This is a genomic window from Pacificoceanicola algae, from assembly GCF_049341065.1.
GTDB lineage: Bacteria > Pseudomonadota > Alphaproteobacteria > Rhodobacterales > Rhodobacteraceae > Pacificoceanicola.
Map to the genome: position 1 here is coordinate 74297 of NZ_JBMPIX010000019.1, position 11823 is coordinate 86119.

An 11823-nucleotide genomic window follows, 5' to 3' on the forward strand; every position below is an offset into this window, starting at 1 on the left:
AAGCCTTCTCGGACAAGATACGCACAGCATCCTGAGACATGCGCTCGGCTACGAAGAAACCGAGATCGAACGCCTCCGAGCACAGGGCGCCATCGCAGGCCCACCATGAAGCGCGGGCACTACAAACCTGCCACAGCAGCAGATGACGAACGGGTTGGACATCGGCTCGCCCGTGGTATCAGCCCATTTAATGCGGGTGCGCGTGTAGTCGAGAAGGGCCTGCATCCCCGCCTCGCGCCCATAACCCGATTGGCCAAAGCCGTCGAACGGCGCGATGGGCGAGATCGCACGGTAGGTGTTGCCCCAGCAGATGCCTGCCCGCATCTGCCCCGACACCCGGTTTGCCCGGGCCAGATCACGGGTGAACACGGGCTTTGTTGCGCAAAAAGGGTGAAGCCCGGACCTCCCCTTTCCCCAGATGCACTTATCCCACGGGCTCGGTGACAGGTATGCCGAGCGCGGTGTAGCAGTTCAGCACGGCGGCGCGGATCTGGAGTTCGGCGATCTGGCGATCGAAGTCGCGCGCCATGAGGCTCTGCCCCAGCAGCTTCACGCAATGCATCCACTGACCGGCAGGGTATTTCCGCAGGAAATGTCCCGGGAAGTTTCGTCTCGGCGCGGCTTTGGCGGTGGTATCCGCTCCACTTGCGCCGGATGGCGCGGCCGAGGTATTTGGACGCGCGCAGCGCCTCGTTTCGGGCGATCGCGCCGGCGAACGAAGGCTTCCGCGGCCTGGCGTTCTTGCGTGGCGGTAAGCGACCCCTGCGAGCCCCGGTATCCACTTGTTCAGCGTCGAAAGGCCAACGCCCAAATCTGATCCCACCTGCTTTCTGGTCAGCCCACTGGGCAGCGCGATCCGCACCGCATCAGCCCGGAATTCGTACGTCCGTTTCGTTCCCATAGTTCGTCTCCTTTGCCGCAATAAATGCTATCAAAGGAGCGGCATCAAACCGCGACAGGTCCATCTTGACGATCATTACGTTGGTACAGCTGAACTGGCCATCGACGCCAAAAAGATGCATTCTAAATTTGCGAATAGGCCTGATCGGAACCGAAGGATTGTGATCATGATGGAATTTGATGACGCGAAACCGGTGCCAGGACTGGACAAGGACAGTTTCATGCGTTCGGTAATCCGGGAGTTGGCAGGTATTCTTGAAGAGACCGTCGGAGAGCAGGAGGCCTCGGCCTATGTCAATCACGTGGGCCTGTTGATCGGGCGAGCGCTGAATCAAGAATATCGGGTCGCCTGCAATACGGAACGGCTCGATCCGGCGCAGGTCGCATCGGCGCTGGTACACCTGAAGAAACGGATCGACGGCGGCTTTTCGATCGAGTGCATCGACGACGAGGCGATCACCTTGGTCAACTCGGCCTGCCCGTTCGGCGACAAGGTCATCGGTCGCCCCTCCCTTTGCAGGATGACGGCCAATGTTTTCGGCCACATCGCGGCCGAGAACCTCGGTTATGCCCGTGTTGGTATCGAGGAAGCGATCGCCCGCGGCGACGCTCGGTGCCGCGTGGTCGTGAAACTCAAGGAAACGAAGAACGAACCGCAGAGAAACGAGACCGATTTCTTTGGCGCGTTTGTCTGAGTATTGCCCATGCCGCGAACGTTGTCCCTATCGCTTCAGCAAATCGTTGCCTTGACTGACGAGGCGCTTCTGGTTGTCGACGCGCGGTCGCATACGCTGCTGTACGCCAGCCCTCGCGCCATGGACCTGCTTGATGTCGCGAGCTTTTCCGATCCGGCCTGTCGGTTGTCTGATCTGCTCGATAGCGATGATGGGCAGCTGTACCGTTTCCTCGCCGATGCGGCCACCGTCACAAGCCCGCTGATTGCCCGCGTCCGGCGACTGTCAGATGGGGCACCGTTGACGGCAAAAGGGCAGCGTACCGCCGGGGAGGAAGGCCGGCCCCTGATTGCATTGGCGCTGAAGGCCGATACGGAGCTGTCTCGACGCTTTCGGCTGTTGGCCGACAAGATCACAGCGCTCGACTTTGAAGTCGAACACCGCAAAGCGGTTGAGGCGGAGCTGTCACGCAACGCCCTGGCGCGGGACCGGACACTGGTCGCGGTGCGGTATATTGCGGAGATTGAATCAAGCGATCCCGCCTGTCTGAACAACGCACTGGACGCGCTGTGCAGAACTTGCGACTATCTGGGCGCTGCGATCATCGGCGTCGAGGCGGGAAAGCTACTGCTGCGCGCTTTGAACGGCCGACTGGCAGAAAGCTTCGACAGGAATGCCTTCATGCGCCTGCCGATGGGACTGGCCGATTTCTGGGATATGCCCGAGGACGACCGCATCGAAACGCTGCGCTTGGCTCTGAACGAGGTCGCGAAGACGCCATGCGACTTGAGCGATCTCGGGGTATGGCCCCTGTTCGTCGGATCCGAAGCAAAGTCGTTCCTGGTGTTGCAAGGGCCCTGTGAGTTCCCGGCCGAGGTCGAGATCTTATCCGAAGCCTTGGCCAGTCTATTGAGCCGTGTCAACGTCGAGACCGATCTGAGGCATGCGCAAAAGCTGCAGGCGATCGGCGAACTGACTGGTGGGATCGCACATGACTTTAATAACATCTTGTCGGTGGTTCTGGGGAATGCCGAGCTAATTATCGACGAGATCGAGCAAGACCGTCCGGAAGCGCTCGAGATGGAGCTTGCCAATGCGGTCCGCGACGCAGCGCTGCGCGGGGCGACGCTGACCTCGCGGCTGCTGTCCTTTGCCCGCAAGCAACCGCTCATGCCGCAGTCCCTATCGCTCAACACAGTCCTGCGCGACCTCGATCCGCTGCTGCGACGTGCCTTGGGAGAGACCGTGGATGTCGAGGTCGTCTGGGCTGGCGGGCTGTGGAAGGCCCGCCTCGATCAAGGACAGTTCGAGAATGCCTTGCTGAACCTCGCCGTGAATGCGCGTGATGCGATGCCCCTTGGCGGTCGACTGACCATCGAAACCGCGAATACCCGACTTGATACGGAATATGCCGCGCAGCATTCGGAGGTGACGCCGGGCCAATACGTGATGATCGCGGTAACCGATACCGGGACGGGCATGACGCCGGACGTCATCCGCGAGGCATTCACGCCATTCTTCACCACCAAGGGCGTAGGCCAAGGCAGCGGGCTTGGCCTCAGCATGGTCTTCGGCTTCGTCAAGCAGTCCGGCGGTCACGTGAAGATCTACTCCGAGCAGGGGCACGGCACGACGGTCAAGATGTATTTTCCCCGTGATACCGCGGATTCTGGAGCCGAATCCGGCGAGCAACTTGTTTCAACGGCCCGGCGGGCAAGTGCGAATGGCCATATTCTGCTGGTGGAGGACGATCCGCACATACTGCGTTATGCCGAGCGCACGCTGATATTGTTGGGCTACGCAGTGGACACTGCGCTCTCAGGAGATGCCGCCGCTGAGCTCCTAAAGACCCGATCCTACGACATCCTGCTCACCGATGTCGTTCTGCCCGGAGGCTTGAATGGACGGCGTCTGGCAGACCTCGCGAGCGAACTCTGGCCGACTATCAAGGTACTCTTCATGTCGGGCTACACGGAGAATGCAATCGTCCACAACGGCCAGCTCGACCCAGAAGTCGAACTGATATCGAAGCCTTTCACGCGCGACCAGCTTGCGCGTCGACTTCAGAAGTTAAGGAAGCAGTAGAGTCGGTTTTTGCTTTCCGAAACATATTGAAAAAGGGAGGAAAAAGGATGCGACTATATGTGGCCGACGACAATGAAGAGTTCTCACAATTCGTGTCGCGTGTCGCGAAATCGGAAGGTTGGTCAGTGACGACCTGTGCCAACGGTGCCATCCTCGCAGCCGCGGTAGCATCCGAGGATGGGCCAGCGCTCATGATCGTGGATATCAACATGCCCGAAGTCGACGGGATCGAGGCGATCGAGGAGCTGAAGTCGATCAATAGACGCTTGCGCATTCGCTTTATAACGGGAGGTTCGTTCAGTACTGCACTTGCAGCACACATGATTGCGGAAGCACGTGGAATTGAGTCGGGTCGTTTCATCACGAAACCAGTCGGTATCGATAAGTTGAAGGCGATTTTGCGAGAAGAGGCGCAGCATCTATTCGAGTGATTTATCCACCGTAGATCTCAGCCAGCACGACAGATCTCGGGTATCGGACACACATGGATGTACACTGCGGCTATTGACCGACCTCATGATCGCAATCGGGCTCAGAGAGCCCGTTAAATCATCGAACGACGGAAGTGCCGTGCCGCTCCTCAGCAATTGTAAGGAAGTCGGGCGTCCGTTTTGGGCCAACCTTTCGCTGCCTTAAACGATGGAACCTGGTCACCATTGCGATATCTGCGCGGATTGCGAAGTAAGTTTCAGGGATCCGAGTCCATAAGGGGCTCGATTTTGCCATTCGGAAAAACAAAACCATCCAAGAGTAATCTGTCCGTGGCATATTCCGTCCGAGCCTTGAACCGCACCCTCAGTTTTCGGTTGATCTTGGGGAGCTTCTGTTCAACTTCTATGCCATCCAACTTTGGCATTTGGATGTCGCACAGTATAAGTGCGGGTTCTTTCCCTTGTCGCAGCTTGTCCAAAAGGTCGGAGCCATTCTGCGCGACTTCAACTGTCCACCCCTCCCGGCGAGCGACCTGCGTACAATACTCTGCAAATTCGATATTGTCGTCAGCCACATAGAACAACATTTTCGGTAGCCTTTGCCTGCGAATCGCCTTGTCTACGGTCGCATTGCCCTTGGCAAAGACACGCTCGGTGCCGCTGTTCGATAGAATGCCAAAACCGGCAGGCACCTGAAATCAGTCATTCGACCCACCTCACAGGGATCTTGGGCTTCGTGCAAAGGTTCTGTATCATTGGGCGAGAACCCATGCTGTTCGAAATCCGCCGAGAAAGGCTAAACAGCGATCATCCCGGCGTAGCAAGGCAAGCTAAGGTGAGGGGCAACCGGACCTGGCGAGACACCGTACAGAGTTTGCTGCCGCGCAGGTAATATAGCTTGATTCCGATCGCAGCAGGTGTTCTCCAGTCCAAGACACAACGCAGAGTAGTACCGACTCTGAGATCAAGGAAATGCACGAGTTGAAACCAGCGGCCTACAGATATGCCTTTCCGGTTCTTTTCACGCTGCTGCTTGCCTTTATCCTTCTGTTGCAAGGCTCGCCCACCACGGCACAGCAGAGTGACCGGGACATTTTGCGCATGCCGTGGAGTGAAGCTTCGGGATCCGGGTTTGTGGAACCGGATGGTACGCCGCGCAGCTTTTTCATCGACCTCGTCCGGCAGATTGCAGAGGAAGCAGAAATAGACGTCGAGTTGGTCGAGTATCCCACGGCCGAGGCTGCCCTCCAGTCAATCCGCGACGGAGAAACTGATTTGTTCGTTGATACGGGACGCGCCGAGCTTGACGCCGATCTCCTGTTGTTCACCGATCCCATCGCAGAAACACAGCTGCGCCTTTATCAGCGCCATGATGCACCTTCCGCCGCTGATTTTTCAACGTTGGAAGGCGCGTCGCTGGGTGCCGTTCGGAATTCAATCGCAAGTCGAACGCCGCTGCCTGAAGGCATTTCGGTCGTCGAATACGACGACCTCGTTACGGCATTCGCGAAGACTCTTGGCGGGGAGGTCGACGGGGTGCTGGCGTTGTCCTCACTGGCGCGGAGAACGCTTTCGACAACCGGTCTTGACGCGCTGATCGGCCCAGGGGCCATTTCCGCAGGCAATTTCGCTCATGTCGTGGCTCTGCGACGCGAGCAAGCGGGCCTCATGCCTCGGATCGAGAGCGCGATAGCCCGGCTTGAACAGCGCGGGGACCTGGAGGATTTGCGCAGCCTGTGGGATATGGTGAAACCTCCGCCAGCTCCCGATGTGCTGAGCGTCGGGGTGACGCATTTCCCCCCCTACTACGTGGTCAATGATGATGGCACGGTGACGGGTTTCGCCGTCGAAATCATCGAGGAACTGGCCGACCGGGCTGGGCTGGATCTTCGGTTCGAGGTCGTTTCGCTCGAAAGCTGGTCAAGAGGTCCACGCATCGGTGCCTTCGATGTGCTTCCCGCCCGCAGCGTGACAGAGACCGAGAAGGAATTCCTGCAGTTCACGGTCCCTATCCAGACAATCGACTATGTCCCCTTCGTCCGTGCTGAAGACGCACGTTTGCCGCTGGCACCGGTCGACGGTCGGGTGGGAATTCTCTTTACAGCGCCGCTGAGAGAGGAGATCGCACTTGAGCTTGGGGTGGACCTCCGGCTGCTTCAAACGCCTGAAGCAGCGGTGGAGGCGCTCGAAGACGGGACCATCGACGCGTTGTTCTATCCGCGAAGTGCCTTTGAAACCTATCTCGCGACGAATGGCCCGGCTGATCGTTTCGCACGTCTGCCCGAACCCGTGTTCCGCAATGACCTCGCCATAGCGATGCGGCCCGGCCTAGGGGACCTTGATACAAGGCTGAACGTGGTGATCCAGGGATTCATCGGGTCCGCACAATACCGAAGCCTGGCATCGAGATGGTTCGACGCGCCGCCGTTTTGGTCGGAAGAGCGTATTCGCCTTGCCCAGATCATTGTCGCAGCTGTTCTGTCGGCGGCATTGCTGGCCGTGTTCTTGCTTGTGCTGCAGGGGCGCCGACGGGCAATGCGCCATGCCGAAGCGATGGAGAGCGTTTCGACCCGGCTGGGTGCCGTTCTCGATACCGCACAAAGCGCGATCCTGGGCTTCAACCCCGCAGGCAAAATCGCGTTTTCCAATGTCGGCGCCCGGACGATGATCCCGGAGGTGGCGGCCAATGGCACGGCTTCGTGGCCGACGCATGTTGCCTTCCTCGATCCTGAGGCCAGAGAACCGTTGGACGAGGAACTGCATCCGATCCGCAGAGCCTTGGCCGGCTCCGACCTGAAAGGCGAGGTTGCCCTGATGCGGCGGAACACGTCAGGCGACGCGATACGCTATGTTCGCGTGTCGAGCTCTCCGGCCCTGCGGTCCGAGGCAGGCGACATAGCAACGGTTGTCATTCTCGATGACGTCTCGGACTTGTACGAAAGTCGCCAGAACGCCGAGGACCAGGCCAAGATAGCAGCGGCCGCGCAGAAGCAGGAAAGCATCGGCAAGCTGACCGGGGGCATTGCGCATGATTTCAACAACCTGCTCGCGGTTATTCTGGGAAATCTCGAATTCCTGCAAGACGATGAAGCGAACCCTGAGCGCGCGAAGTTTACCAAGAATGCTATCGACGCAACGCTTCGTGGGGCGGAACTGGTCCGGAACATGCTCGCGTTCGCCCGCCGCTCGCCGATTGAGGCTCAGGTGCTTGATCTCAACGAAGTCACCCGTGCGGTCGAAGCCTTGGCCGCGCGCACGTTGCCCGCGTCGGTGAGAATAGAAACCTCATTGCTGGCGGGGCTTTGGAAGATCCGCGCTGACCGCTCGCTGACCGAAAGTGCGTTGCTGAACCTGATCCTGAACGCGAGCGACGCCATGGAAGGCGTAGGCCGCTTGACCATCGAAACGCAAAACCTTCGGATTGATGAAGACTACATCGATGAAAGGCAGGAAGACATTCCCGCCGGACGATATGTCATGCTTGCCGTCAGCGACGATGGTCCCGGCATCCCGGAGGGACTCCTGACACAAATCTTCGAGCCGTTCTTCACCACCAAAGGGCCACAAGGCGGGTCCGGGCTCGGGTTGTCGATGGTCCATGGTTTCATGAAGCAGACAGGTGGTACCGTTCGCGTTTACTCGGAAACTGGCGTTGGCACCACGTTCAAACTGTATTTCCCGGCGCTCCACACCGAGGAAACGCGGGTAACAGATAAATCTACCGATGCCGCAATTTCGTCTGGTGCGGGTGAGCGCGTCCTTCTCGTAGAAGACCAGCCTGACGTACTCGCAGCGTTGAAGCATGCCCTGGAACGCGGTGGATATGACGTCGTTGCAGCAGAAAGCGGCGATGCCGCGTTGGACATCTTCGAACTCGATCCAGAGTTCGATATCGTCGTGACGGACATCGTCATGCCCGGGCATCTTCAAGGCCCCGGATTGGTGAAGGCATTGCGTGCAATAAGGTCCGAGCTTCCGGCGATCTTCATGTCAGGATACGCCGAGGAAGCAACGGTTCACGGCAACGGTCTGCGGCCAACAGACATACGTTTGATGAAGCCTGTTCAGCGCAGAGATTTCTTCGCGGCCTTGGAGCGTGCGCTTCTTCAGGCAAAGGCCAGACGGGACTAACACTGTCTCTGCCTTGGCAGGACCGTTAAATAATCGCGATTAGAGATCGATACCGAATATGATGAAAGGTGTCGTGGTTCAGTTGGCAATGACCCATTGCGGGAATTCCACCGCCTGCGGAGGGTGACCGGGCCATGGCGGAACTCATCCTTTCTTTGGTCGGAGAATGTCCCAGATCAATGGTCGAACCATGAAATGACTTTTCATGTTCGTACACGGTCGGCAGCCCAATCCGCGTGATGCTTCGCGGCGGGACCTTGCCGAAGAAGGACCAGACCAACTTCGCTCAAGGCGCTGCACTATCGCAGCCCGGCTTTGTACCCGACCATATACCGAAGCGGCCTTGTCATACGCTGGCACCTGCCGCTTCGGTCCCTACGCAACCGACAGCCTCACCTGCGCCGGTAAAGCCACAGCACCACAGGGGCCAGCGTCAGGGTCAGAACGACCGGCGCGATTAAGGCCAGACCGATCTGTGTCACGCTGGCCGTGCCCGACATCAGCCCGCGCAGCGCGGTGGTCATCAGCGACACCGGGTTCACCTCGACGAAGCTGCGCAGCCAGTCGGGCATGGTCGCCGGATCGACCATGATGTTGGAGGCGAAGGTGACCGGAAACAGGATGGTAAAGCCCAGGGTCATGACAGTCATTGGCGTGCGCACCAGAAGACCCAGCACGATGAACACCCAGCCCATGCCAAAGCCGATCGTCAACAGCATGGCAAAGGCGGCGAGCGTGCCGATCAGACCCGCTTCGGGGCGGTAGCCAAGGATCAGCCCGATGCCCAGGATGATCCCGCCCGCGATCAGATGGCGCAGCAGGTCCCCGACCATCAGCCCGGCAAAGGGCGCAAGCGACCAGATCGGCAGCGTGCGGAAGCGGTCGAACAGGCCCTTCTGGAAATCCGTGGACAGCCCCATGCCGGAATAGACCGAGTTGAACACGACGGTCTGCACCAGAATGCCCGGCAGGAAGAACTGCAGATAGTCGCCCGTCGATCCGGCCAGCGCGCCCCCGAACACGAAGGTGAACAGCAGCGTGAACATGATCGGCGTCATGACCAGATCGAACAACTGTTCGGGCACATGGCGGAACTTCAGGATCGCGCGCCAGCCAAAGACCAGCGCGTTCGAAAGCGGCCCGGGAGGCGTCGGCGGGGGCACCCGGCGCAGGGCCGCGATGCCGGGTGTTCCGGGCTTTCGGGCGCTTTTATTGGAGGCGTCCGCGGTCTGATCGGTCATGGCAGGGCCTTTGGGTTTTCGGGATCCGATGCGTCCGTCTTTCCGGTCAGCGCAAAGAAGACTTCGTCGAGGCTTGGCGTGCCCATGCGGAAGTCAGCCAGCGCGATGCCGCCCCCGATCAGCGCCGCGATGGCCGCATTTGCCGCAGCCGCGTCACCGGCCAGAACCGAAAGCTCGGCCCCCTCGGGGCTGCGCTGCACCACGCTTTGCAGATGCGCAGACAACAGCTCGGCCGCGGCCTCGATCTGGCCGTTGTCGGCCAGCGAGACATGCAACACGCCCGAGCCGGTGGCCGCCTTCAACTCGCGGCTGGTGCCTTCGGCAATCTTGCGGCCATGGTCGATCACCGCGATCCGGTCCGCCAGTTGATCGGCCTCTTCAAGATACTGGGTCGTCAGCAGGATCGTCACGCCCGAGGCGGCAAGCTGCCGGATCAGCCGCCACACGCCCTGACGCGCCGAGGGGTCCAGCCCTGTCGTCGGCTCATCCAGAAACAGGACCCCGGGCGTCACAATCAGCGACGCCCCGATGTCGAGCCTGCGCCGCATTCCGCCGGAGTAATCCTTGACCTGCTTGCGCGCCGCCGCTGACAGCTCGAACGCGCCGAGCAATTCGTCTGCCCGCGCCCGCGCCGCGCCGGGCCGAAAGCCCCAGAGGCGGGCCAGCATCACCAGATTTTCACGCCCCGTCAGATCCTCGTCGAGCGAGGCGAACTGACCCGTCATCGCGATGCAGAAACGCACCTTCTCGGGCGCGGTGGCGATGTCATGGCCCATCACCGAGGCACTTCCGGCATCGGGCGGCGTCAAGGTGGCCAACATCCGCAACAGCGTGGTCTTGCCCGCGCCGTTCGGCCCCAGCACGGCAAAGATCATGCCGCGCGGCACCTCGAGGTCGATCCCCGCCACGGCGGTCAGATCCCCGAAGCGGCGCACGAGCCCACGGGCATGGATCGCAAGGTCTGTGTGTTCGGTGTCCACGTTCGGCGTCCGGAATTGATGCGGGTTATCTGGCATTGCGCAAGGTACATCACCCGTCGGATTAGTCGATAGGATCCTGGAAAGATCGCAAGCGAAAGTCGGCCTTCACCGGCATACCGGCCTGCGATCAAAGGGTGCGGGAACGGAACGTCGCGGACGAGAAACCGGACGCGAACTGGCTAAATCCGGACCAATGGATCCGCGCCAGATACAGTCCCGCGCTGCTCCGATCAAAGATGACCGCTCTAATGAAGCGGCAAAGCAACGTGGCAAGGTCCAGTGAAAGTCTCCTGAGGGCCGAGAGAGACGCTGATCCGGTGACTATCAGGCGACGCGCCACGATAGATGTTGAATTGCCTGTAAGGCAGCGCCTTAGGCTGATGCCAACCTTGTCGGTGTTTCCCAGATGACCATGCGGAAGTGTCAATACCTTTGCAAAGCATACATTCGGGCTTGCACAGGCGGCACACTTGAACGATCAGATTGGGCGTATTCTGTTGAAAAACTCGCCCTTGATTGAAGGGCCGTTGGCTGATTCAATTCCTGTAGGGAATGGGAGGATCGGCGATGATGGGACCGCGGCAGGAGGCGCAGCCGGCGCTTTTCTATGAGTTCTCGCTGGAGGATCATGTCCCGCAAAACCACCTCCTGCGCTCCATCGACCGGTTCGTGGACCTGTCCGGCATCCGCAGCTACCTCGCCGATTTCTACAGCCATACCGGGCGGCCGTCGGTCGATCCCGAGCTCTTGATCAGGATGCTGCTGTTGGGGTGCTGCTTCGGCATCCGGTCGGAGCGGCGGCTCTGCGAGGAGGTGCATCTGAACTTGGCGTATCGCTGGTTTTGCCGCCTGGATCTGAGCGACCGGGTTCCGGATCACTCGACGTTTTCGAAGAACCGGCACGGGCGTTTCCGCGACAGCGAATTGCTGCGGCACCTGTTCGAGACGACCGTCGCGCGGTGCATCGAGGAGGGCCTGGTCAGCGGACAGCGCATGGCCATCGACGCGAGCCTGATCCACTGACCGGCAGGGTATTTGCGCAGCAAATATCCCGAGAGGTGAGGCCGATGCAAACAAGCAGAACTCGACGCCGAAGGAAGAGTGGGATGCGGGGCAGATCGATCCCGCTGACGCGCCCCGCGCCGTGCGTGAGTATCTCGCCACGCTGGACGAGGCCGCGTTTGGTGCGGCCAGCGAGGTGCAACCCAAGTTCACGTCGCATTCCGACCCCGCCAGCCAGTGGACCGCAGCCCGCAAGGGTCCGGCATTCTTCAGCTATTCCGACAACTACCTGATCGACACGGACCACGGCGTGATCGTGGACGTAGAGGCGACAAGATCTATCCGGCAGGCCGAGGTCGGTTCGACGAAGACCATGCTG

At 59.9% G+C, this 11823-nt stretch carries 8 protein-coding genes and 3 pseudogenes; 5 read left to right on the top strand and 6 right to left on the bottom strand.

What is annotated here, in order from left to right; genetic code table 11:
* Positions 1-48: 48 nt before the first annotated feature.
* The 3 genes and pseudogenes from ACOYQJ_RS20350 to ACOYQJ_RS20360 form a co-directional block, all read right to left on the bottom strand.
* Positions 49-369 carry an aldehyde dehydrogenase family protein gene (locus ACOYQJ_RS20350; RefSeq protein WP_422907844.1) on the bottom strand — a complete coding sequence of 107 codons (321 nt, stop codon included), beginning with the start codon at positions 367-369 and terminating at the stop codon, positions 49-51.
* 55 nt (positions 370-424) lie between these two features.
* Positions 425-755 (bottom strand): annotated as a pseudogene (locus ACOYQJ_RS20355) (hypothetical protein); the annotation flags it as partial.
* 20 nt (positions 756-775) lie between these two features.
* Positions 776-901 (bottom strand): annotated as a pseudogene (locus ACOYQJ_RS20360) (transposase); the annotation flags it as partial.
* Positions 902-1070: 169 nt separating this feature from the next.
* Between ACOYQJ_RS20360 and ACOYQJ_RS20365 the strand changes: the two are divergent.
* Genes ACOYQJ_RS20365 through ACOYQJ_RS20375 form a run of 3 tightly spaced genes read left to right on the top strand, consistent with a single transcriptional unit; the run spans position 1071 to position 4090 of the window.
* Entirely contained in the window at positions 1071-1595 is a 525-nt protein-coding gene (locus ACOYQJ_RS20365) for a methanogen output domain 1-containing protein (protein ID WP_422907845.1), read from the top strand.
* 51 nt (positions 1596-1646) lie between these two features.
* Positions 1647-3659, top strand: a complete 2013-nt coding sequence (locus ACOYQJ_RS20370) for an ATP-binding protein (protein ID WP_422907846.1) — start codon at positions 1647-1649, stop codon at positions 3657-3659.
* Between the two features lie 59 nt (positions 3660-3718).
* Positions 3719-4090 (top strand): response regulator, encoded by a 372-nt coding sequence (locus ACOYQJ_RS20375; protein ID WP_422907847.1) that lies wholly within the window; start codon positions 3719-3721, stop codon positions 4088-4090.
* Between the two features lie 257 nt (positions 4091-4347).
* Here ACOYQJ_RS20375 and ACOYQJ_RS20380 read toward each other — a convergent pair whose 3' ends face one another.
* Complete coding sequence (locus ACOYQJ_RS20380; RefSeq protein ID WP_422907848.1) at positions 4348-4782, bottom strand: response regulator; 435 nt, start codon at positions 4780-4782, stop codon at positions 4348-4350.
* A 289-nt stretch (positions 4783-5071) separates the two neighbouring features.
* Here ACOYQJ_RS20380 and ACOYQJ_RS20385 point away from each other — a divergent pair, with 289 nt between their 5' ends.
* A complete protein-coding gene (locus tag ACOYQJ_RS20385) occupies positions 5072-8221 on the top strand; it encodes a transporter substrate-binding domain-containing protein (RefSeq protein ID WP_422907849.1) in 3150 nt (1049 codons plus the stop codon).
* Between the two features lie 392 nt (positions 8222-8613).
* Here ACOYQJ_RS20385 and ACOYQJ_RS20390 read toward each other — a convergent pair whose 3' ends face one another.
* Positions 8614-9462 (bottom strand): ABC transporter permease, encoded by an 849-nt coding sequence (locus ACOYQJ_RS20390; protein WP_422907850.1) that lies wholly within the window; start codon positions 9460-9462, stop codon positions 8614-8616.
* Positions 9459-10478, bottom strand: a complete 1020-nt coding sequence (locus ACOYQJ_RS20395; protein ID WP_422907851.1) for an ATP-binding cassette domain-containing protein — start codon at positions 10476-10478, stop codon at positions 9459-9461. Before ACOYQJ_RS20395 ends, ACOYQJ_RS20390 begins: the two co-directional genes overlap by 4 nt.
* A gap of 531 nt (positions 10479-11009) precedes the next feature.
* Here ACOYQJ_RS20395 and ACOYQJ_RS20400 point away from each other — a divergent pair.
* Positions 11010-11823, top strand: a pseudogene (locus tag ACOYQJ_RS20400) (transposase); the annotation flags it as partial.

Excerpts from the sequence above, each read along its gene's own strand:
- ACOYQJ_RS20390 (WP_422907850.1), bottom strand. The coding sequence starts at position 9,462 with ATGACCGATCAGACCGCGGACGCCTCCAATAAAAGCGCCCGAAAGCCC.
- ACOYQJ_RS20365 (WP_422907845.1), top strand. The coding sequence starts at position 1,071 with ATGGAATTTGATGACGCGAAACCGGTGCCAGGACTGGACAAGGACAGT.
- ACOYQJ_RS20395 (WP_422907851.1), bottom strand. The coding sequence starts at position 10,478 with ATGCCAGATAACCCGCATCAATTCCGGACGCCGAACGTGGACACCGAA.